Source organism: Streptomyces sp. KL116D, from assembly GCF_030766975.1.
Taxonomy (GTDB): Bacteria; Actinomycetota; Actinomycetes; order Streptomycetales; family Streptomycetaceae; genus Streptomyces; species Streptomyces longispororuber_A.
Genome location: NZ_JASERH010000145.1, coordinates 12,178 through 32,698, shown reverse-complemented (window position 1 = coordinate 32,698; position 20,521 = coordinate 12,178). Strand labels below are relative to the sequence as shown.

Annotated in this window: 17 protein-coding genes and 18 pseudogenes; all 35 read right to left on the bottom strand. The window is 76.5% G+C overall.

Features of this window, described 5'->3' with window-relative positions; genetic code table 11:
• Positions 1 to 121 precede the first annotated feature (121 nt).
• A pseudogene (locus tag RBJ77_RS57305) lies at positions 122 to 187 on the bottom strand (hypothetical protein); the annotation flags it as partial.
• A gap of 56 nt (positions 188 to 243) precedes the next feature.
• Positions 244 to 441 (bottom strand): annotated as a pseudogene (locus RBJ77_RS57300) (KR domain-containing protein); the annotation flags it as partial.
• Positions 432 to 584, bottom strand: a complete 153-nt coding sequence (locus RBJ77_RS57295) for a KR domain-containing protein (protein ID WP_372352216.1) — start codon at positions 582 to 584, stop codon at positions 432 to 434. The pseudogene RBJ77_RS57300 and the gene RBJ77_RS57295, both read right to left, overlap by 10 nt.
• A 31-nt stretch (positions 585 to 615) precedes the next feature.
• Complete coding sequence (locus RBJ77_RS57290) at positions 616 to 885, bottom strand: hypothetical protein (protein ID WP_372352215.1); 270 nt, start codon at positions 883 to 885, stop codon at positions 616 to 618.
• 341 nt (positions 886 to 1,226) lie between these two features.
• Positions 1,227 to 1,400 carry a hypothetical protein gene (locus tag RBJ77_RS57285; protein ID WP_372352227.1) on the bottom strand — a complete coding sequence of 58 codons (174 nt, stop codon included), beginning with the start codon at positions 1,398 to 1,400 and terminating at the stop codon, positions 1,227 to 1,229.
• A 170-nt stretch (positions 1,401 to 1,570) separates the two neighbouring features.
• Positions 1,571 to 1,987, bottom strand: a pseudogene (locus tag RBJ77_RS57280) (acyltransferase domain-containing protein); the annotation flags it as partial.
• A gap of 263 nt (positions 1,988 to 2,250) precedes the next feature.
• Positions 2,251 to 3,069, bottom strand: a pseudogene (locus RBJ77_RS57275) (ketoacyl-synthetase C-terminal extension domain-containing protein); the annotation flags it as partial.
• The gene (locus RBJ77_RS57270; RefSeq protein WP_372352214.1) at positions 2,963 to 3,259 is read right to left on the bottom strand and encodes a hypothetical protein; all 297 of its coding nucleotides are present in this window, start codon (positions 3,257 to 3,259) and stop codon (positions 2,963 to 2,965) included. The gene RBJ77_RS57270 and the pseudogene RBJ77_RS57275, both read right to left, overlap by 107 nt.
• A gap of 109 nt (positions 3,260 to 3,368) precedes the next feature.
• Positions 3,369 to 3,539 (bottom strand): annotated as a pseudogene (locus RBJ77_RS57265) (beta-ketoacyl synthase N-terminal-like domain-containing protein); the annotation flags it as partial.
• Between the two features lie 229 nt (positions 3,540 to 3,768).
• Positions 3,769 to 4,128: pseudogene (locus RBJ77_RS57260) on the bottom strand (beta-ketoacyl synthase N-terminal-like domain-containing protein); the annotation flags it as partial.
• Positions 4,125 to 4,898, bottom strand: coding sequence for a phosphopantetheine-binding protein (locus RBJ77_RS57255; RefSeq protein ID WP_372352223.1), 774 nt, complete (start codon positions 4,896 to 4,898; stop codon positions 4,125 to 4,127). The pseudogene RBJ77_RS57260 and the gene RBJ77_RS57255, both read right to left, overlap by 4 nt.
• Before the next feature lie 120 nt (positions 4,899 to 5,018).
• A pseudogene (locus RBJ77_RS57250) lies at positions 5,019 to 5,560 on the bottom strand (SDR family NAD(P)-dependent oxidoreductase); the annotation flags it as partial.
• Between the two features lie 252 nt (positions 5,561 to 5,812).
• Complete coding sequence (locus RBJ77_RS57245; RefSeq protein ID WP_372352222.1) at positions 5,813 to 6,286, bottom strand: hypothetical protein; 474 nt, start codon at positions 6,284 to 6,286, stop codon at positions 5,813 to 5,815.
• Between the two features lie 49 nt (positions 6,287 to 6,335).
• Positions 6,336 to 6,554, bottom strand: coding sequence for a hypothetical protein (locus RBJ77_RS57240; RefSeq protein ID WP_372352213.1), 219 nt, complete (start codon positions 6,552 to 6,554; stop codon positions 6,336 to 6,338).
• A gap of 687 nt (positions 6,555 to 7,241) precedes the next feature.
• Positions 7,242 to 7,877, bottom strand: a complete 636-nt coding sequence (locus RBJ77_RS57235; protein WP_372352212.1) for a hypothetical protein — start codon at positions 7,875 to 7,877, stop codon at positions 7,242 to 7,244.
• 298 nt (positions 7,878 to 8,175) lie between these two features.
• Positions 8,176 to 8,576 (bottom strand): annotated as a pseudogene (locus tag RBJ77_RS57230) (acyltransferase domain-containing protein); the annotation flags it as partial.
• Between the two features lie 103 nt (positions 8,577 to 8,679).
• Positions 8,680 to 8,925: pseudogene (locus tag RBJ77_RS57225) on the bottom strand (acyltransferase domain-containing protein); the annotation flags it as partial.
• A 221-nt stretch (positions 8,926 to 9,146) separates the two neighbouring features.
• A pseudogene (locus RBJ77_RS57220) lies at positions 9,147 to 9,908 on the bottom strand (hypothetical protein); the annotation flags it as partial.
• Between the two features lie 44 nt (positions 9,909 to 9,952).
• A pseudogene (locus RBJ77_RS57215) lies at positions 9,953 to 10,856 on the bottom strand (beta-ketoacyl synthase N-terminal-like domain-containing protein); the annotation flags it as partial.
• Between the two features lie 264 nt (positions 10,857 to 11,120).
• Positions 11,121 to 11,786: a KR domain-containing protein gene (locus tag RBJ77_RS57210; RefSeq protein WP_372352211.1), complete on the bottom strand. Its 666-nt coding sequence runs from the start codon at positions 11,784 to 11,786 to the stop codon at positions 11,121 to 11,123.
• Between the two features lie 968 nt (positions 11,787 to 12,754).
• The gene (locus RBJ77_RS57205; RefSeq protein WP_372352210.1) at positions 12,755 to 12,895 is read right to left on the bottom strand and encodes a hypothetical protein; all 141 of its coding nucleotides are present in this window, start codon (positions 12,893 to 12,895) and stop codon (positions 12,755 to 12,757) included.
• Between the two features lie 319 nt (positions 12,896 to 13,214).
• Positions 13,215 to 14,138, bottom strand: a pseudogene (locus RBJ77_RS57200) (hypothetical protein); the annotation flags it as partial.
• Positions 14,139 to 14,229: 91 nt separating this feature from the next.
• Positions 14,230 to 14,382 (bottom strand): annotated as a pseudogene (locus tag RBJ77_RS57195) (hypothetical protein); the annotation flags it as partial.
• A gap of 124 nt (positions 14,383 to 14,506) precedes the next feature.
• Positions 14,507 to 14,850, bottom strand: a pseudogene (locus tag RBJ77_RS57190) (beta-ketoacyl synthase N-terminal-like domain-containing protein).
• Positions 14,813 to 15,034, bottom strand: a complete 222-nt coding sequence (locus RBJ77_RS57185) for a beta-ketoacyl synthase N-terminal-like domain-containing protein (protein ID WP_372352209.1) — start codon at positions 15,032 to 15,034, stop codon at positions 14,813 to 14,815. The pseudogene RBJ77_RS57190 and the gene RBJ77_RS57185 overlap by 38 nt, the downstream one beginning before the upstream one ends.
• Positions 14,974 to 15,198, bottom strand: a complete 225-nt coding sequence (locus RBJ77_RS57180) for a polyketide synthase docking domain-containing protein (protein WP_372352208.1) — start codon at positions 15,196 to 15,198, stop codon at positions 14,974 to 14,976. The genes RBJ77_RS57185 and RBJ77_RS57180 overlap by 61 nt, the downstream gene beginning before the upstream one ends.
• 12 nt (positions 15,199 to 15,210) lie before the next feature.
• Positions 15,211 to 15,366 (bottom strand): hypothetical protein, encoded by a 156-nt coding sequence (locus tag RBJ77_RS57175; RefSeq protein WP_372352207.1) that lies wholly within the window; start codon positions 15,364 to 15,366, stop codon positions 15,211 to 15,213.
• Positions 15,367 to 15,428: 62 nt separating this feature from the next.
• Positions 15,429 to 16,448, bottom strand: coding sequence for a beta-ketoacyl reductase (locus RBJ77_RS57170; protein ID WP_372352221.1), 1,020 nt, complete (start codon positions 16,446 to 16,448; stop codon positions 15,429 to 15,431).
• Positions 16,445 to 16,582: a KR domain-containing protein gene (locus tag RBJ77_RS57165; RefSeq protein ID WP_372352220.1), complete on the bottom strand. Its 138-nt coding sequence runs from the start codon at positions 16,580 to 16,582 to the stop codon at positions 16,445 to 16,447. Before RBJ77_RS57165 ends, RBJ77_RS57170 begins: the two co-directional genes overlap by 4 nt.
• A 288-nt stretch (positions 16,583 to 16,870) precedes the next feature.
• On the bottom strand, positions 16,871 to 18,184 hold the full coding sequence (locus RBJ77_RS57160; protein WP_372352206.1) for an acyltransferase domain-containing protein: 1,314 nt from the start codon (positions 18,182 to 18,184) through the stop codon (positions 16,871 to 16,873).
• Between the two features lie 73 nt (positions 18,185 to 18,257).
• Positions 18,258 to 18,403, bottom strand: a pseudogene (locus RBJ77_RS57155) (hypothetical protein); the annotation flags it as partial.
• A gap of 589 nt (positions 18,404 to 18,992) precedes the next feature.
• Positions 18,993 to 19,500: pseudogene (locus tag RBJ77_RS57150) on the bottom strand (beta-ketoacyl synthase N-terminal-like domain-containing protein); the annotation flags it as partial.
• On the bottom strand, positions 19,463 to 19,633 hold the full coding sequence (locus RBJ77_RS57145) for a beta-ketoacyl synthase N-terminal-like domain-containing protein (RefSeq protein ID WP_372352219.1): 171 nt from the start codon (positions 19,631 to 19,633) through the stop codon (positions 19,463 to 19,465). The gene RBJ77_RS57145 and the pseudogene RBJ77_RS57150, both read right to left, overlap by 38 nt.
• A gap of 112 nt (positions 19,634 to 19,745) precedes the next feature.
• Positions 19,746 to 20,022 (bottom strand): annotated as a pseudogene (locus tag RBJ77_RS57140) (beta-ketoacyl synthase N-terminal-like domain-containing protein); the annotation flags it as partial.
• Between the two features lie 230 nt (positions 20,023 to 20,252).
• Positions 20,253 to 20,333 (bottom strand): annotated as a pseudogene (locus RBJ77_RS57135) (hypothetical protein); the annotation flags it as partial.
• Between the last annotated feature and the right edge of the window lie 188 nt (positions 20,334 to 20,521).

The following is a 20,521-nucleotide window of genomic DNA, read 5'->3' as shown; positions in this document are numbered from 1 at the left end:
CGGCATCGGCCGGACGCCCTGGCTGCGCAGGGAAGTCCTGGCCCGCGTCACCGGCCATGCCGGGACCGGCCCACAGACCCCAGGCCACGGACACGGCGGGCAGTCCGCGGTGCGCACGCCGCTGTGCGAAGCCGTCGAGGAAGGCGTTGGCGGCCGCGTAGGCACCGGCCCTGGCCGCGCCCCCCACACGCCGGCGTTCGACGAGAACAGGACGAACGCCTCCGCGTCCGTGCAGAGTTCGTCGAGGTGCGCCGTGCCGGTGGTCTTGGCGGCGGTGACGTGCGCGAACTCCGCCTCGGTGATGTCGTCGAGACGTGGACTGGGGACGCCCGCCGTGTGGAAGACGGCGTCGACGCTCCGGCCAGCGGCCCGTTCGGCGGCGAGCAGTGCGGCGAGCGCGTCCCGGTCGGTGACGTCGCAGGCGGCGAGGGTCACCCGCAGCCCGACTCGCGGATGTCCGCGGCCAGTTCGGCGGTGCCGGGCGCGTCGGGTCCGCCGCGACTGGTGAGAATGAGGTGGGTGGCGCCCGTGCGGGCCAGGCGGCGGGCGACGTGGGCGCCGATGCCGCCGGTGCCGCCGGTCACCAGGACGGTGCCGTGCGGCGACCAGCCGGAGTCAACGGAGGGAGTGTCGGCCGGGGCGGGCACGAGGCGGGAACCCTCGCCCCGGTCGCCCGAGCGCCACCTGGTCCTCGTCGCGCGGTCCGGCGAGCACCGCAGTCAGCCGGGCGCCGAGGTCGTCGTCGGGTCCGGGCAGGTCGATCAACCCGCCCCAGCGCGTGGGGTGTTCGAGCCCGATGACCCGGCCGAGGCCCCACACGGCGGTCTGCGCCGGGTCGAGCTCGCCGTCGGTCTCCGTCACGGTCACGGCGCCGCTCGTCAGCACCCACAGGGGGGTACGTCGGCGCCCGCGTCACCCAGCGCCTGGGCGAGGGTCAGGGTCCGCAGCGCAGGCAGCTGCGCCGGGTCGACGGGCCCCTCCCCGCGGTGGCGTCCGGAGCGAGCAGGGACAGCAGGGACAGCACTGCCGTCGGCTCGTGCTCCGCCGCTTCCGTGGCCGCGCGCAGGGCGGTCGCGGTGGCGGTGCGGTCCCCGGCCGTCGCCCACGTCGACGGTCGTGACCGTCGCGCCGGCGCGTTCGAGGGCCGTGCTGGCCATGTACGCCCCAGGCGTCCGGGACTTGGGATCCCGTCACGAGGAGGACGGGGGCCGGTGAGCGGGGTTGTTTCAGGCGGCGTCCCGCCACTCCACACGGTAGCGGCGCCCTGCGTCGGCCGCCCCGGTCCTGCGGACGGGTGCCGCGTGCCAGAACAGGCGGTGCTGGAAGGGGTAGGTGGGCAGGTCGGCCACGGCTCCGGCGGCCGGCAGCGCGGGCCGCCAGTCGACGCGTACGCCGTGCACATGGGCCTCGGCGAGTGCGGCCAGGAACCGGTCGGGGGCCGCCCGCGTCCCGGCGCAGGGTGGCCAGGACCACGGCGTCGGCGCCGACCGCGTCCACGGTCGCCTCGATGCCGGGGGGTGAGGACGGGCTGCGGGCTCACCTCGACGAAGGCGTCGAAACCGGCCTCGGCCAGCCGTCGCGTACCGGTCTCGAAGCGGACCTGCTCGCGCAGGTTCCGGAACCAGTAGTCGGCGCCCATCAGGGCGGTGTCGATCGGTGCGCCGGTGGTCGTCGAGTACAGCGGCACGGATGCGGTCCTGGCCACGACGCCGGACAGGGCGGCCGTCAGTTCCTCGCGCAGCGGCTCGACCATGGGCGAGTGGGAGGCGTAGTCGACCGGGGATGTTCTTGGCGCGGACGCCGTCGGCCGCGCAGGCCGCCAGGAGCGCGTCGAGTTCCGCGCGGGGGACCGGCCACCACGACCGACCCGGGGCCGTTGACGGAGGCCACCGACAGGGCGCCGGCGTAGGGGGCGAGCAGCGCCTCGGCCTGCTCCCTCGGTGCGGGCCAGGGAGACCATGCCGCCGGTGCCCGCGAGCGAGCGCAGCGCCTTGGCGCGGACGGCGACGACCGTCGCGGCGTCCTCCAGGGAGAGGGGCGCCGGCGACGCAGGCGGCCGCGATCTCGCCCTGGGAGTGACCGATCACCGCGGCCGGTTCGACGCCGTACGAGCGCCAGAGCGCGGCCAGCGACACCATCACCGCGAACAGCGCGGGCTGCACGACGTCCCACCCGCTCCAGGGGCAGGCCGTCGGCGATCACCTCGGTCAGCGACCAGTCGACGTGCGGGGCGAGGGCCTGCTCGCAGGCGCGCAGGGAGCGGGCGAACTCCGGATCCGACGCGAGGAGTTCGGCGGCCATGCCGGCCCACTGGGAGCCCTGTCCGGGGAAGACCATCGCGACCTTGCGGCCGGGCCTGGCCGGGCCGGTGCCGGTGACGGCCCGTGCGTGCGGTTCCTGCGCGGCGACGGCCCGCAGGGCGGCCACGGCGGCCTGGACGTCCGCGGGATCGGTGACGGCGACGGCGACGGCGGCGCGGTGGGCGAACACGGTGCGCCGGGTGGCGAGGGTGCGGGCCGTGTCCGGCAGGGGTGCGGCGCCGGGCCGCTCCAGGTGGGGCGGCGAGCCGGGCGGCCTGGTCGCGCAGGGCGCCGTCGGTCCTGCCGGACAGGAGCAGCGGGTACGGTCCCGGCGTGGGGCGTTCGGGGTCCTGGCCCGCTTCGGACGTCGGGTGTCCGGGGTCCCGGCCCTGCTTCGGACGTCGGGTGTCCGGGGGTCCCGGCCCACTTCGGACGGGTCGTCCGCGGCGGCGTCCGGCGCCTCCTCGACGAGGACGTGCGCGTTGGTGCCGCTGATGCCGAACGAGGAGACGCCCGCGCGGCGCGTGCGGCTGCCGGGCGGCCACGGCGTGCTCTCGCCGAGCGGGACGACGGCGCCGGTCTCCCAGTCGATGCGCGACGAGGGCGCGTCGAGGTGAGGAGGCGGGGCAGCCGGCCGTGCCGGAGGGCGAGCACCGTCTTGATCAGGCCCCGCGACACCGGCGGCCGCCTGGGTGTGCCCGATGTTGGACTTCACGGAGCCGAGCCACAGCGGCCGCTCGGCGGGCCGTTCCGCGCCGTAGGTGTCCAGCAGGGCGTGCGCCTCGATGGGGTCGCCGAGGGTGGATTCCGGTGCCGTGCGCCTCGACGTAGTCGACGTCGCCGGGGCCGAGCCGGGCGTCGTCGAGGGCCTGCCGGATCACCCGTTGCTGGGCGGGTCCGTTGGGGGCGGTGAGACCGCTGCCGGCGCCGTCCTGGTTGACGGCGGAGCCGCGCAGCACAGCCAGGACGCGGCGGCCCTCCTGCCGGGCCGTGGACAGCCGTTAGCAGGACGAGAGAGAGGCCGGCGCCCTCGGCGAGCGCGAAGCCGTCGGCGGCCTCGGCGAAGGGCTTTGACACGGCCGTCCGCGGCGAGTTCGCCCCTGGCTGCTGAACTCGGTGAACGCGCCAGGGGTGCTCATGACGGTGACGCCGCCCGCGAGCGCGGTCGCACTCTCCGCGGCGCAGCGCCTGCATGGCCAGATGGGTCGCGGTGAGGGACGAGGAGCAGGCCGTGTCCACGGTCAGCGCGGGACCTTTCGAGGCCCAGTGCGCACGCCACCTCGGCCGGAGGCCACGCTGGATCGCGGTGCCCGCGCCCAGGTAGCCGAGGACGCCGGGCGACGCCTCGTCGGGGCGCGGCCCGTAGTCGATGGCGCCGACCCGGCGAAGACGCCGGTGGCGGTGCCGGCCAGCGACGCGGGTCGAGGCCCGCGCGTTCCAGTGCCTCCCAGGCGACCTCCAGGAGCAGCCGCTGCTGCGGGTCCATGGCGAGGGCCTCGCGCGGCGAGATGCCGAAGAAGTCCGCGTCGAAGCCGGCCGCGTCGTGCAGGAACCCGCCGGTGCGCCGGTCGGCGGAGTCGGTGTCCCAGCCCCGGTCGGTGGGCGGGCCCGACACGGCGTCGCCATCCCCGTCGATCAACTCCCAAAGTTCTTCTGGGAGTTGACGCCGCCGGGGAACCGGCAGCCCATGCCGACGACCGCGATCGGCCCACCGGCCCGGTACTCGGTCTCCCACGCGGCCGTGCGCTGACCGCCTCCAGGTCCCGACGGTGCGCCGCAGATAGCGGCGCAGCTTGCCCTCGGTGGTCTCCCTGCTCCCCTGCCTCATCGTCCCTCGTTCCCCTCACCGAACCGCTGATCGAGAAGTTCGAACAGTTCCTCGTCGTCGGCCTCGTCGATGACGCCGACGGCACCGGCGGCCGTGCCGGTCTCCGTGCCGCCCGCAGCGCTCCACCTGCCGAGCAGGGCGCTGTCAACCGCGCCTCGATCGCCCGGCGTTGGCCGGCGGTCTCCGCGGTGGCCGGCGCGTCCCTGAGTGCTGTCGTGCCAGCCGTCCAGCGCCGCCTCCAGGGCGTTCAGGGTGCTCGATGACCGGGCGGCGCGGGTCCGTCTCCGCCCCGCCGGGCGCGCGTCCGCGAACAGCCGGCCGTCGACGTACGCGGCCACCGCCTCGGGCGTCGGGTGGTCGAAGACGAGGGTGCTCGGCAGCCGCAGGCCGACCGCGGTGCCCAGCCGGTTGCGCAGCTCGACCGAGGCCAGCGAGTCGAGCCGAGGTCCTTGAACTGCCGCCCCGGCGCCACCGATTCGGCCGTGTCGTACCCGGCGACCGCGGCGGCCTGCGCCCGTACGGCCTCCGTGAGAGGCGGCGATCCGCTCGGTCCTGGGCAGCGGCGCGAGACGCGCGGCGAGCCCGGCGCCGGTCGGCGCGGCGGCGGCCCGGCGCAGCGGCGCGTGCAGCAGCCCGCGCAGCACCTCGGGCACCGCGTCCGGCTCCTGCTCCCGTGACGTGTCCAGGTGCAGCGGGAAGAGGACCGGGTCGCCGCGCCGGATCGCGAGGTCGAACAGGGCCAGGGCGCGGGCGGTCGGCAGGGGCCGCATGCCGGACCTGGCCATCCGCCGGGTGTCCCGCTCGTCGAGGGCGCCCGTCAGACCGCTGGCCTCCTCCCACAGGCCCCAGCCGAGGGACGTCGCGGGCAGTCCGCGCGCCTGCCGGTGGCGGGCCAGCGCGTCCAGCGCGGCGTTGGCCGCCGCGTACGCGCCCTGTCCCGGTCCGGCCAGCACGGAGGCGCCGGAGCCGAACAGCGCGAAGAAGCTCAGCTCCCGCCGTGCGGTGAGGTCGTGCAGGTGCCAGGCGGCGTCGGCCTCGGCGCGAGGACCGCGGCCAGCGCGTCCGGCCGCAGGTCGGCGGCGAGGCCGTCCGCGAGGACGCCCGCGGTGTGCACGACGCCGGTCAGCGGGTGGTCGGCCGGGATGCCGTCGATGGCCGCCGCGAGCGCGGCACGGTCGGCGACGTCGCAGGCGAGCGTGGTCACGGTCGCGCCGAGCGCGGCGAGTTCCTCCTCGAACCGGGCGGCTCCGGGGGCGGCGGGCCCGCGGCGGCCGAGCAGCAGCAGGTGGCGTACGCCGTGCTCGGTCACGAGGTGGCGGGCCAGCAGCCGGGCCAGGGTGCCCGTGCCGCCGGTGACGAGGACGGTGCCGTCGGGGTCGAGGGGGGCCGGCTGGACGAGCACCAGCTTCCCGGTGTGCCGTCCGGTGCTCATGTGCTGGAGCGCGGCGGACGCCCTGCTGCAGCGGCCACGCCGTGACCGGGAGGCGGCCGATGCTGCCGTCGGCGACGCGGGCCGCGATCCCGGTCAGGATGGCGCCGGAGCCGGTCGGGGCCCGCGTCGGCGAGGTCGAACGGCAGATAGCGGCCGGGAACTCGTCCGGGTCGCGCGGGTCGGTCTTGCCCATCTCGACGAACGCCCCGCCGTCCGCGAGGAGCCCGGCGGACTCGTCGAGCAGCGCGCCGGTCAGCGAGTTGACCACGACGTCCATGCCGCGGCCGCCCCGGAAGGACCGGAACCGCTCGCCGAACCCGGGTTCCCGGGAGGAGGCGATGTGGTCGTCGTCGAGGCCGAGTCCGCGCAGGGACGTCGTGCTTGGCGGGGCTCGCGGTGGCGAAGACCTCCGCTCCGGCGAGGCGGGCCAGGCGGACCGCGGCGAGGCCGACGCCGGTGGCGGCGGCGTGCACCAGGGACCGCCTGTCCCGGCCGCAGGCCCGCCAGGTCGTGCAGCGCGTAGTGGGCGGTGGTGAAGACGATGGGCAGGGGGCGGCGGCCTCGGTGCTGCTCCAGCCCCGCGGCACGGGCACCACCAGCCGGCGGTCGGTGACGGCCACCGGTCCGAAAGCGCCCTGGAACAGGCCCCATGACGCGGTCGCCCACGGCGATGTCCGTGACGCCGGGTCCGGTGGCGGTGACGACTCCGGCGCCCTCGGTGCCCATGACGGCGGCGCCGGGGTACATGCCGAGGGCGATGAGGACGTCGCGGAGTTCACGCCGGTGGCGCGGAGCTCGACCCGTACTCGCCGGGGCCCGGCTGCCGTCCGGCGTCCGGGGCCGCCGCGAACGCGAGGGCGTCGAGGGAGGATCCGGTGGGTTCCAGGCGGGCGGGCGTCCGGGGCGGCAGCAGGGCCGCCGCGCCCCGGGTGGCGGCCAGCCGCGGCACCAGCGCGAGGTCGCCGCGCAGCGCCACCTGCGGGTGGTCGAGCACGGCGGGGGAACCGGACGAGGGCCGCCGGGTCCGCGGCGCAGTCGACGAGCGCGAAGGTGCCCGGCGACTCCGCCTGGGCGGAGCGGACCAGGCCCCACACGGCGGCCTGGGCGGGGTCCAGCGTCCGTGTCGGCGGGTCCCGCGGCGACGGCGTGCCGGGTGAGGAACACCAGGCGGCCGGTGCGCTGCGGCGCGTCGAGCCAGGCGCGGACGAGTCCCGCCGCGTGCAGCACGCTCTCGCGCACGGAGCCGGCCGGGTCGTCGGCCCGCCACGGGAGGCAGCGCACGAAGACGGCGTCGGGTTCCGGTTCGCCGGTGGCGACCGCCGCGGCCAGGGCCGCCAGGTCGGGGGTGGTCCTTGCCGAGTCCGGGCAGGCCGCCGCCGACGGTCGCGCAGCGCACGACCGCGTCGTCGGTCCGCGGCAGCGGCCGCCAGGACAGCCGGTAGAGGTCGTCGGCGCCCGCTTCCTCGGCGTCGCCGTGCCGCGGCGCGCCGCCGGCCGGGCGCACGGTGACGGCGCCGACCTGGGCGACCGGCGCTCCGGTGGGGTCGGTCACCGTCAGGCTCATCGCGGCGCCGTCGGCCGGGACCGCCGTCACGCGGACGGCCGTGGCCCCCTGACGCGTACAGGGTGGTGCCGCTCCAGGAGAACGGCAGGAACGACCCTTCCCGGTCGGCCAGGGAGCTCAGGCCGAGCGTCCGCGCCGCCGCGTCGAGGAGGACGGGGTGCAGCGGGTAGCCCGCGTCACCGGTCCCGTCGGGGGCCGGCGGCGGCGGGGGAGTTCGGCCCTCGGCGAACACCTCGTCGCCGCGCTGCCAGGCGGCGCGCAGCGCCCGGAACGCGGGGGCCGTAGGCGTAGCCCCGGTCGGCCAGGCGGGCGTAGGCGGCGTCGACGTCGAGGGGGCGGGCGTCCGGCGGCGGCCAGGCGGCCGGGGCCTCGGGCGGCGCCGCGGTCCTCGCCGAGGACACCGGTCGCGTGCCGGGTCCAGGGCGTGTCGGGGCCGCTTGCGTCGCGGGCGTGCACGTCCACGGTGCGGGTGCCGTTCGGGTCGGCGGCGCCGACGGTGACGCGGACGGCGGTGGCCGGGCCGAGTTCCAGCGGTGCGGAGAGCACCAGTTCCTCGACGGCGGGGGTGCCCGCGTGGCGGCCTGCCGTGAGGGCCAGGTCGACCAGTGCGCTGCCGGGCAGCAGCGTGCGGCCGCCGACGGCGTGGTCGGCCAGCCAGGGCTGGTTGCCGAGCACGATCCGGCCGGTGAGGACGTGTCCGCCGTCGGGCGTCTCCAGGGCCGTGGACAGGACGGGGTGCGCCACCGGGTCCATGCCGAGGGCGGCGGCGTCGCCGCGGGCGCGGCGGGGCGCGGCCAGTAGGAGGTGTGCTCGAAACGGGTAGGTCGGCAGTCCGGTCGCCGTGCCGGCGGGGGCCCGTGGCCGGGGTGAGGTCGACGGGCAGGCCGGCGGCGCGGGCCTCCAGCAGGCCGCGCAGGAAGGTGCGCGGGTCCCGGGCGGTCGCGGCGCAGCGAGGCGAGGGTGACGACGTCGTCGCGGCCCAGGTCGTCGGCGGTGCCCTGGATGCCGGGAGCAGCACCGGGTGCGGGCTCACCTCGATGAACGTGTCGAAGCCCTGGGCGGTCAACTGCCGTACGGCGTCGTCGAGCCGGACCGTGCCGCGCAGGTTGCGGTACCAGTACGCCGCGTCGAGCCCGGCGGTGTCGAAGAGGTCGCCGGTGACGGTGGAGAAGAAGGGGACGGCGGCGGACCGGGCCTCGATCGTGCCGGAGTCTCGTCGGCGAGCCGCCGCTCGATCCGCTCGACCTGCGGGGAGTGGGAGCCGTAGCCGACGGCGATCCGCCGCGGGGACAGGCCCTCGGCCCGCGGCGAGCGGACGAACGCGTCGAGGGCGGTGGCCTCTCCGGCGACGACGAGGGAGCGCGGCCCGTTCACGGCGGCTACGCTCAGCCGGCCGTCCCACGGTGCGAGGGCGGCCTCGATCTCGTCGGGTGTACCGGTGACGGAGGCCATGCCGCCCTGTCCGTCGAGTGCGCGCAGCACCTTGCTGCGCAGGGGCCACGACCTTCGCGGCGGTGTCGAGGGTGAGGGCGCCGGCTATGCAGGCCGCGGCCATCTCGCCCTGCGAGTGGCCGACCACGGCGGCGGGTTCGACGCCGTGGGCCTGCCACAGCCGGGCCAGCGACACCATCACGGCGAACAGCAACGGCTGGACGACGTCGGGCCGTTCGTACGCGTCCTCGGGGCCCGCACCGCGCAGCGTGGCGAGCAGGTCCCAGTCGGTGTACGGGGCGAGTGCCGTCGCGCACTGCTCCATCGACGCGGCGAAGACCTCGGAGCGGTCGAGCAGGTCGCGGGCCATGCCGTCCCACTGCGAGCCCTGGCCGGGGAAGACCAGCACGGCCCTGCGGTCGGCGGCGGTGCGGGGGCGGCACCACGTCGGCCGCGGCCTCGCCCGCCGCCAGCGCGTCCAGGGCGGCGCACAGCGCTGCCCGGTCGTCGCCGACGACTCCGGCCCTGACGTCGAAACCGGGCGCGGCCGGCCGCGAGCGTACGGGCCGTGTCGGCGAGCGGGATCCGCGGTGCGGTGCGCAGGAGTTGGGCCAGTTCCCTGGCCTGGGCCGCGAGCGCGGCGGGTGTCCTGGCGGCCAGCGGGAGCGCCACGGCGTCGGCGGCGAGTCCGTGGCCGGCGGGCAGCCGGTCCGGCCCGGCGGCGTCCGGTGCGGGTGCGTCGGGGGCCTCTTCGACGAGGACGTGGGCGTTGGTGCCGCTGACGCCGAACGAGGAGACTCCGGCCCGGCGCACGCGGGGCCCCGCGGCCAGTCCGCGTTCTCCCGCTGGACCTCGACGGCCCCCCGCCGACCAGTCGATCTCGGGGGAGAGTTCCTCGGCGTGCAGGCTGCGCGGGAGCACGCCGTGCCGCAGGGCGAGGACCGTCTTGATGACGCCGGCGACGCCCGCGGCGGCCTGGGTGTGGCCGATGTTGGACTTGACCGAGCCGAGCGCCAGGGGCCGTTGGCGGTCCGCCCCGTACGTGGCCTGGAGCGCGCCGGCCTCGATCGGGTCGCCGAGCCGGGTACCGGTGCCGTGCGCCTCGACCGCGTCGACGTCGGCGGCCGACAGCCGGGCGTCGGCGAGCGCCTGCCGGATGACGGCTTCCTGGGCCGGGCCGTTCGGGGCGGCCAGGCCGTTGCTCGCGCCGTCCTGGCTGGACGGCGCTGCCGCGCAGCACGGCGAGTACGGGATGCCCCGCTTCCAGGGCCTTGGAGAGGGGTTCGAGGAGCAGCGCGCCGGCGCCTTCGGCGAGGCCGAGCCGTCGGCCCTCGGCCGCGAACGCGTTTGCACCGGCCGTCGGCGGCGAGGCCGCGCTGCCTACTGAAGTCCACGAACGTGACGGGTCGGAGATCGACGGTGACGCCGCCCGCCAGGGCCATGGTGCACTCGCCGCTGCGCAAGGCCCGATCGCCAGGTGGATGCCGACCAGCGACGACGAGCAGGCCGTGTCGACGGTGAGGGCCGGGCCCTGCCAGCCGAAGACGTAGGCGAGCCGCCCGGACAGCACGCTGGCCCGAGTTGCCGAGGCCCTGGTAGCCCTCGACGCGGGCGGCCTCGCTCTCCAGGAGCGGCATGACGACTGTCCGTTGGAGCCGACGAAGACGCCGACGCGGCTGCCGCGCAGCTGGTCGGGGTCGATGCCGCGCGCGCTCCACGGCCTCCCAGGCGACTTCGAGCATGAGGCGCTGCTGCGGGTCCATCGCGAGGGCCTCGCGCGGTGATGCCGAAGAAGTCGGCGTCGAAGCCGGCCGCGTCGGTGAGGAATCCGCCGCGGTCGCTGTAGCTGGTGCCGGGGTGGTCGGGGTCGGGGTGGACGAGGGCAGCCAGGTCCCAGCCGCGGTCCCGGGGCAGGGCCGCCGGTGAGGTCCCGGCCGTCGGCGACGGCCCGCCACAGGTCGTCGGGCGACGCGATGCCGCCGGGAAGCGGCAGCTCCCATGCCGACGACGGCGATCGGTTCCTGCGCGGCGAGCGGCGCGGGGCCGGTCGTCGTCCCGGCGGGGTCGTCCGGGCGGGGTCCGGTGGCCAGCAGGGACAGCAGGTGGCGGGCGAGGCGGGTGACGGTCGGGTGGTCGAAGACGAGGGAGGCGGGCAGCCGCAGACCGGTGGCGGCGGCGAGCCGCTTGCGCAGTTGCACGGTGCCCAGGAGTCCAGGGACCCAGTTCGGTGAACGCCCGGCGGCCGTTGACGTCGTGGGCGCTGTCGTGGCCGAGGACGGCGGCGGTGGCCTCGGCGACCACACCGACCAGCAGGTCCTCCCGCTCGGCCGGGCTCAGGGCGGCGAGCTTGGCGGCGAGTTCGCCGGCCGGGCCGCTGTCGGGGCCGGTGACCGGTGCCGCGGGCTCCGGCGTCTCGCGCGCCTCGGCGATGTCCGCGAACAGCGCGGTCGGCCGGACCGCGCGCCGGCCCGCGGCGAAGGTGGGCCAGTCCACGTCGGACACGGCGACGGCCGTCGCCCGCGCGTCGAGGACGGACTCCAGGACGGCCAGGGCGCGGTCGGCGGCTCAGGGCGCGCAGTCCGCGCTGTGCCACCGGCCGGGCGGCGTCGGGGACTTCGGGGGCGTCGGGAACTCGGGGGACACCGGCGGCACCGGGGGCGTCGGGAGCGTCGGGCAGGGCCCAGGGCTCCAGGCCACGGCGACGCTCGGGTGGCCCGCGGCGCGCCGGTGCGCGGCGAACGCGTCAGAGCAGGCGCTGCCCGCCGCGTATCCGGCCATGCCCGCGCCGCCCCAGACCCCGGCCACGGACGAGCAGTGGAGTCTCCTGTTCCACCGGCTGTCCCCGCCAGGACGCGGGCGAGCGTCAGGGCCGGTCCCGTCTTGGCGTGCACGGTGGCCGCGAAGTCCTCGGGGCCGGTCTCCAGGACCGGCCCGAACTGGAGTGCGGGTCGCGGCGTGCAGGACGGTGCCGACGGCGTGCGGGGCCGCTTCGACGGCGGCCCGGAGGGCGTCCTCGTCGGCCGTGCAGCGGGTGACCGTGGTGCCGCCGTCCCGGAGCGCGCCGATGAGTTCCTCGTCCGCCTCCCCGACCAGGACGAGGTGGCCGGCTCCGGCGTCGGCGGCCCACCGGGCGAGCCGCTGGCCGATCGGGCTGTCGGCCCCGGTGACGACGACGGTCCCGTGCGGGCGCAGGGCCGGCTCTGGCGCCGGCCGGCAACGCGGTCCGCACAAGGCGTCGACCGTACACGTGGTCGTCGCGCAGGGCGAGTTGGTCTCGGCGGCGGGTGCGCCCTGCGAGGATGCCGGGCACCCGGGCGACGAGGGGGTTCGGCCACGGCGCCGGGCGGCAGGTCGAGGACGCCGCCCCAGCGCTGCCGAGCTCAGACCGGCGACCCGGCCGAGGCCGTGCACGGCGGCCTGCGCGAACGACCCGTGGCGGCGTCGTCGGCGGGGGTCAGGCGGCGCCCTGCGTGAGGCACCACAGCGGTAGCTTCGACGCCCGCGTCGCCGAGGGCCTGGAGGAGCGTCCAGGGTGGCGACCGCTCCCGCCGGTACGCCGGTCAGGCCGCGGTGGTCCGACTCGTCCGGCGGCGAGCAGAGGACACGACACCGCACAGTGCGGTACCGCCCGGCCGTCGCGGCGGTGACGGCCGCGGTGACCGCGGCGCGGTCCCTGGTCGGGTCGAGGACGCACGTCGGGGGTGTGCCGCCTGCCTCGCCAGGCCTCGGCCGTCAGCGGTGCGGCGAAGGCGGGCGCGGTCGGCGGGTGACGACCAGCGAGTCCCGCGCGCGCTCGCGTCGGGTTCCGCCCGGCCCGGCGCGGGCAGCGGCGCTGCCACGCCTCGCCGTAGGTGACGTCACCGGCACCGCGGGCGGAGCGCGGCGACGGACGTCCAGTAGTGCTTGCGCTGGAAGAGGGTACGTGGGCAGCGGGACGTGCCGCGCGCCGGGGAAGAGCGGGCTGCCAGCGCGCGTCGACGCCCGCGACGTGGGCGCTCGCCGAGAGACGCGAAGGAACGACTCCGGGCCGCGGCGCGGCGCAGCGTGTGCCGACGACCACGGGTCGCCCGGCTCCGGCCCCGCGTCAGGGTCTCCTCGACCGTCGCCGCCAGCACCGAGGTGCGGGCTGATCTCGACGAAGGCGTCGTGGTGCGCGGCGGCGGCGAGCTCCACGACGTCGATACCGCAGGCGCACGGGTTCAGCGCAGGTTGCGGTACCAGTAGGAGGCGTCGAGCTCCTCGCCGCGCATCAGGCGATCGGTCTGCGTCGAGTAGAACGCCACCTGCGCGCGGCCGGGCTTCCAACTCCCTTGTGGCGTCGGCGAGTTCGTCGCGCGCACTGGTCCATCTGCGCGGAGTGCGACGCGTAGTCGACGTCGATGGCGCGGGCCTGAGCGCCCTGCTCGGCGCAGGCCGCCACGACGGCGTGCGCGGCGTCGGGTGCGCCCGCGCGGCGACGACGGCAACGGGGCCGTTGACGGCAAGCCACCTCGACGGCGCCCCGGCCGCAGGGCGATCAGCTCCGCACGGCGGTCTCGTCGAGGGCGACGGCGGCCATCGCGCCCTGCCCGGCCACCGACCCGCAGCAGCCGGCTGCGCAGCGATGAGCCGCGCCGCGTCCTCCAGGGTGAGGATCCCGGCGACGTGCGCGGCGGCGATCTCGCCCTGCAGTGCCCGGCCACCGCCGCGGGTTCGACACCGTACGGAGCGCCACAGCGCTGCCAGCGGCACCATCACGGCGAACAGCGCGGGCTGCACGTCGACCCGGTCAGGCCCAGGGGCGCCGGGCTCCTGGCGCAGCACCGCGGCCACCGACCAGTCCTGCCACGGTGCCATCGCCGCGTCGCAGGCGCGGATCGACCTCGGCGAAGACCGGGGACCATTCCAGCAGGTCGGCGGCCATGCCGGCCGATTGCGAGCCCTGGCCGGGGAAGAGGAACACGGCGGAGCGCCCGCCCGATTCGACGGTCCCCCTGATCCGCGCCCGGCCGTCCGCCACCTCGCCGATGCCGAGGGCGGCCGCCTCGCGGGTACCGGCCAGGACCACCGCGCGGTGCTCGTGCCGGGCCCGGTCCACGGCCAACGACAGGCCCAGGTCGGGCAGTTGGACGGTCTCGTCGGCGACGACGGCGGACAGCCGGCGCGCGCCTGGGCGCGCTGAGGGCTTCGTCGGTCCGCGCGGAGACGACCAGCGGCACCGGGCCGTGCGGGGCCGAGGCGGGCGTCCCGGTCTCCCGCGGTTCGGCGGCCTGTAGCTTCCAGGGGCCTCCCCGGAGGACGACGTGGGCGTTGGTGCCGCTGATGCCGAACGCGGAGACGGCCGCGTACCGGGACGCTCTCCGCGCGGCCAGGCCTGCTCCTCGGCGAGCAGGGCGACCGCGCCCGACGACCCAGTCGACGTGCGGCGAAGGCTCCCTGCGCGTGCAGGGTCCTGGGCAGCCGCTCGTGCCGCAGGGCGAGCACCATCTTGAGGATGCCGACCGCACCGGCGGCGCCTGGGTGTGACCCGATGTTCGACTTCGCGGAGCCCAGCCAGCAGCGGGCGCCGCGCGTCGCGCGGTGCCGGCCGTACGTGTCGAGCAGGGCGTGCGCCTCGATGGGGTCGCCCGAGGGTGGTGCCGGTGCCGTGCGCCTCGACCGCGTCGACGTCGCCGGGGGCGATGCCCGCGTTGGCGAGCGCCTGCTCGATGACCTTGCGCTGGGCGGCCCTGCTGGGTGCGGGACAGGCCGTTGCTGGCCCCGTCCTGGTTGATGCCGGTGCCGTGGACGACGGCGTGCACGGTGTGCCCGTTGCGCCGCGCGTCCGAGACCGTTCGAGGAGCAGCACGGCGACGCCCTCGCCGAAGCCGAAGCCGTCCGCCGTCCGCCGAACGCCGCTTGCAGCGCGGCCGTCGGCGGCGAGGGCGCGCTGCTGCCGCGCGAGAGTCGATGAACACCTCGGGCCCCCGCCATCACGGCGGCGCCGCCGCACGATCGCCGTCGCGCACTCGCGCGCCGCAGCGGCGCCACCGCCAGGTGCAGGGCACGAGAGAGGACGAGCAGGCGGTGTCCAGGGTGATGGCGGGCCTTCGAGCCCGAGGGGTGTACGCGATCCGGCCGGACGCCACGGACGGCGCGACGCCGGTGACCGTGTACCCCTCGGCGTCCTCGGCGGAGCCCGCGGCGTCGCCGTAGTCCCGTGCCAGGGCGACGCCGAGGACACGCCGGTCTCCGTGCCGCGCAGCGTGTGCGGGTCGAGTCCGGCGTCCTCGACCAGCTCAGCAGGTCTCCAGCAGGAGCGCTGCTGCGGGTCCATCGCGGCGGCCTCGCGCGGGAGATCCCGAAGAACGCGGCGTCGAAGTCGCCCGCGCGCTCAGGAAATCCCCCGTGCGCACATAGGTGGTGCCGGGGTGGTCGGGGTCGAGGTGGTAGAGGCCGGTCAGGTCCCAGCCGCGGTCGTCGGGGAACCGGGACAGCCGTTCCTCGCCCGCCGCGAGCACGTCCCAGAAGCCCTCGGGGTGTCGATCCCGCCGGGCAGCCGGCAGGCCGTGCCGACGATCGCGATCGGGCCGGCCTCCAGCTCCTGGATGCGCTGCCGGGCCGCGCGCAGGTCGAGGGTCGCGCGACGCAGGTATGAAGCGACCTTGTCGTTGTCGTTCGTCACCGTGTTCAGTCCTTACCTGTTCGCCGTCGGCTGGCCGTTGTCGCCGAGCTCGCGCCCGAGGGCCTCCATCAGTTCGTCGAACCCGGCCTCGGCGAGGTCCGGCTCGGATCGGGCGCGACGCGGGATCCGCCGTCGTGGCCGGGGCCGCTCCGCAGGGGCGGTCAGCACGCGGTCGAGGTGCCGGGCCACTTCGGCGCGCCGTGGCCCGGCCACCTGGCCGAGCCATTGCCTCAGGCGGTCGAGGCCGCCGAGCGCCGCCGCGACGGCGTCGTCGACGCTGTCGGTACCGCCCGGACCACCCGTGTCCGCCGCGTCGTCGGGTCCGTGAACAGTTCGGTGCGCAGGTGGGCGGCGAGCGCGGCGGCGTTGGGGTGGTCGAAGATCAGGGTCGAGGGCAGAGCGAGCCCGGTGGCGCCGCTCAGGCGTCTTGCGCAGGCGGACGGCGCCCAGCGAGTCGAAGCCGAGTTCGCGGAAGGCCGTGTCCACCGCGACCGCGCGGACGTCCTCGTGCCCCCAGGACCGCGGCGGCGTGGGAGCGGACCAGGTGGGCCAGTTCGTGGTGCTGCTCGCTTGCGGGCCGGCCCGGTGAGCCGGTCGCGCAGGGCCGATCCGGCGGCCGGTTCCCCGGGTGCGGCGTCGGCGGCCCGGGCGCCGGGCAGCGCGTCGAGCAGCGGCCGGCGCCGCAGGGCCGTGAACGTCTCGGTGAACCGCGCCCAGTCGACGTCGGCGACGACCGCGGTGGCCGCGCCGTCGGCCAGTACCGATTCGAGGACCGCCAGTGCCCGGTCGCCGGGCATCGGGCGCACGCCCTGGTCGCGGAGCCGGGCGACGGCCTGCACATCGTCGGTCATGCCGCCCTCCGCCCACAGTCCCCAGGCCACGGACGTCGCGGCCAGGCCGTGGGCGCGGCGCTGCTGGGCGAAGGCGTCGAGAAGGCGTTGCCCGCCGCGTACGCGCCCTGTCCCGCGCTGCCCCACACGGCGGCGCCCGAGGAGAAGAGCAGGGAAGAGGTCCAGGTCGGGGCAGGCGTCCGCGAGGTGGTGGGCGCCGTGCGCTTTGGCGGCCAGCACCTCCCGGTACTCCTCGACGGTCATGTCCCGTACCGGGGTTCGCTGGTTGAGTCCGGCCGCGTGCACGACGCCGGTCACGGTCGCGCCGTCGGCGCGCAGCCCGTCGACGAGTGCGGTCACCGCGTCGCGATCGCCGACGTCGCAGGCGTGGACGGTGACCCGGGCGCCCAGGGCGGTCAGTTGCGGCGACCAGGGCGGCCGCCAGGCGCCGCCTCGCCGCGGCGGCCGACCAGGGCCAGGTGCTCGGCGCCGCGGGCCGCGAGGCGGCGTGCGGTGAGCGCGCCGAGGCCACCGGTGCCGCCGGTGACGACGATCGTCCCCCTGCGGCACGACGCCTTCGGCGGTGCCGGGCCCGCTGGTCCGCGTCCTGCGGGGCGTCCTGCGGGGCGTCCTGCGGGGCGGGCAGCAGCCGGCGGGCGAGCACGGCGCCGGAGCGGATGGCGATCTGGTCCTCGGTCCCGGTCAACGCCCGCACGAGAGCAGGTCCTGTTGGGCTTCGGTCGGCTCCTGCGACAGGTCTACGAGGCCGGTGTGCCGGGCGCCGCGTTCGGAGTGCGGCGGCCTGGCCGAGGCCCCACACCTGTGCTTTCCGGCCGGGCAGGTCACGGGGTCGTCGGCGCCGGTGCCGACCGCGCCGCGCGTCTGCCAGCCAGACGGGGGCCCTCGGTGTCCGCCGCCGCCAGTTCGCGCAGCAGGACGAGGGTCGCCTCGGCCCCGGCGTCCAGGGTCCTCCCCGAGCGCCAGCAGCGAGAGGCACTCCCGCGTAGCCGTCGGAACCGGGCGGGTCGGCGAGGGCGGCGCGTACGGCGGTGGCCACCGCGTGCAGGGTCGCCGACCGGGACGGTGACCGTGTGGGGCGGGGCCCCGTGGCCGGCGAGGGCGCCGGCCGCGGCGTCGCACCAGGCGTGCCCGGCCTGCGGACCGTCCGGCGCCGCGGGCACGAGCAGCAGCCAACGCCCGTCCAGGTCAGCAGAGTTGAGGCTCTCTGTGGTCTCCTGCCAGCCGACGCGGTAACGCCATGCGTCGGTCGCGGGGGCGGGTCCGGTCGCGTCGGGGAGCAGCCAGAAGCGTTCGTGGTCGAACGCGTAGGTCGGCAGGTCCACCGGTCCGTACGACCCGTCCGGCCTCTCGGTTCCGTCCGGTCCGGCGTCGCCGTGCACGGCCCGCCAGTCCACCGCGACACCGCCGACGTGCGCCTCGGCCACGGAGGTGAGGAAGCGTCCGGGGCTGTCGTCGCCCCGCCGCAGGGAGCCCACCACGGTGCTCGCGTCGCCGACGGTGGCCTGGATGCTCGCGCCGAGCACCGGGTGGGGGCTCACCTCGACGAACGCGTCATAGCCCGCATGGCCGAGCGTGCCGATGGCGTCCTCGAACTCGACGAGTGCGCCGCAGGTTCTCGTACCAGTACGCGGCGTCGAGGCCGGAGCCGTCGGTGAACTCGCCCCGCAGGGGTGGAGTAGAGGGGGATGCCGGCCGCACGCGGGGTGATGCCGGCCAGCGGTGCGGTGACCGCGTCGCGCAGCCGTTCCACGTGGGAGGTGTGGGAGGCGTAGTCGACGGGGGAGCAGTCGCGCGTCGATGCCCGCCTCGGCGCAGTGCTCCTGGAAGCGGCGCACCGCGTCGGGGTCACCGGCCACGACGACGGCGTCGGGCCCGTTGACGGCGGCCGTCTCCAGCGCGCCGGGCGCGACCGTCTCCAGCCCACCGGACGCGACCGTCTCCAGCCCGCCGGACGCGGCGTCGCGCAGCAGCCGCTCCGCCTCCGCGCGACCCACGCGGAGCGACAACATGGCTCCGTGGCCGCGCAGTTCGGCGAGGGCGCGGGCGCGCAGCGCCACCACCCGCGCGGCATCTTCCAACGACAGCGCGCCCGCCACACACGCAGCCGCGATCTCGCCCTGGGAGTGTCCGACCACGGCATCCCGGCTCCACACCGCACGCCCGCCACAACCGCGCCAGCGACACCATCACCGCGAACAGCACCGGCTGCACCACCTCGACCCGCTCCAGCGAAGGCGCACCCTCCACCCCACGGATCACATCCACCACCGAGAACCCGGCCACCTCCGCCAGCGCCGCATCACACCCGCCAACGCCTCCGCGAACACCGGCACTTCGAGCAGCCCGCGCCCCATCCCCTCCCACTGCGACCCCTGACCCGGGAACACCCACACCACACGCCGACCGCCACCACCACCGACACCACCGACACCTGTGACGGCACGCGACGTGGGGCGGCTCGGCGAGGGGGCGCGCAGGGTGTCCCCGGCGTCCGCGACGTCGCGTACGAGGGCCAGCGGCCCGCTGGTCGAAGGTCTGCCGCGACGAGGTGAGCGCCCTGGCCACGTCCGGCAGCGGGACGTCCTGCTGCCGCGTCAGGTGCGGCGAGGCGCCGGGCCTGGGCAGCGAGGGCGGTCTCCGTACGAGCGGGACAGCACCAGCGGCACCACACCAGCCGCCTCCAACACACCCACAGAAGCCACATCCGAGCCGCCCGGCGCCGAAGGCGGCTCCTCCACGATCACGTGCGCGTTCGTCCCGCTCACCCCGAACGCCGACACCCCCAGCCCGCCGCAACCGACCCGCCACCTGTGGCCAGTCCCGCGCCTCCCGCAGCACCTCCACCCCACCCGACGACCAGTCCACATGCGACGACGGCACCCGCGCATGCAACGACGCCGGCACCACACCACGCCCCAACGCCAACACCATCTTGATCACACCGGCCACACCCGCAGCCGCCTGCGCATGCCCGATGTTCGACTTCAACGACCCCAACCACAAAGGCTGTTGAGCGTCACGGTCCTTGCTGTACGTGGCGAGGCGCCTGCGCCTCGATCGGGTCGCCCAGCGACGTGCCTGTCCCGTGCCCCTCCACCACGTCCACGTCCGCCGCACCGAGACCGGCCGCCGCCAATGCCCCGCGGATCACCCGTTGCTGGGCGGGACCGCTGGGCGCGGACAGGCCGTTGCTCGCCCCGTCCTGGTTCACCGCACTCCCCCGCAGCACCGCCAGCACCCGGTGCCCGTGACGTCGCGCGTCCGACAACCGCTCCAGCACCACCAGACCCACGCCCTCGCCCATGCCGAAGCCGTCGGCGTCCTGGGAGTACGCCTTGCAGCGGCCGTCGGCCGACAGGGCGCCCTGTCGCGAGAACTCCGTGAACACGTCCGGGCCGGCCATGACCGACACACTACCGGCGACCGCAGGGGACGACTCGCCGTCCCGCAGCGAACGCGCCGCCAGATGCAGCGCGCACCAGCGACGACGAGCACGCCGTGTCCACCGTCAGCGCCGGCCCTTCGAGCCCCAGTGCGTACGCGACGCGGCCCGAGGTGACGCTGGCGGTGGTGCCGGTGAGCAGGTAGCCTGCGACCTCGTCCCGGGCCCTCGACCGGTCCGGTCGCGTATCCCTGGTGCGACATGCCGACGAACACCCCGGTGTCGCTGCCGCGCAGGGTCTCCGGCAGGATGCCCGCCTGCTCGAAGGCCTCCCAGGTGACCTCCAGGACCTGGCGCTGCTGCGGATCCATGGCGAGGGCCTCGCGCGGCGAGATCCCGAAGAACGCCGGGTCGAAGTCCCCCGCCGCGTCGAGGAAGTTGCCCATGGGGCGGTCCGCTCCGGCGCCCGGTGCGCCGCGCCGCTCCCAGCTCCCGGTCGTCCGGCGCCGGGCCCGAGGCGTCGCCGTCCGCGGAGAGGAACTCCCATAGCTCGGAAGGGGAGTTGATGCCACCGGGGAACCGGCAGCCCATCCCCCACGATCACCACCGGATCGTCGGCGTCCCCCTGACCCCGTACGGGACCGGCCGCGGGCGCCGTACCCGCGTCCTGCTCGGACGTGGTCCCGCCGAAGAGTTCGGTTTCGAGGAAGGCCGCGACGGCGCGGGGGTGCGGGTGGTCGTAGACGAGGGTCGCGGGCAGCCCGCAAGCCGGTGGCGGCGGTGAGCCGGTTGCGCAGTTCCACCGAGGCCAGCGAGTCGAAGTGGAGCTCGCGGAAGGCCCGTTCGGGTTCGATCCGGTCCGCGTCCCGGTGTCCGAGGACTGCCGCGGCGTGCTGTCGCACCAGGTCGAGGAGGGCCCGGCCGCGGTCGGCGGCGGGCAGCTCCCGCCAGGCCGCCGCCGAGCGAGGACCCGGCCCCGCCGTGGGCGCGGCGCACGGCCTCCCCGCCGCCCGGGCCTCGGGCAGCCCGTCGAACAGCCGGGTGGGCCGCTGTGCGGTGATACGCGAGCAGGAAGGGGCTCCCACTCGAC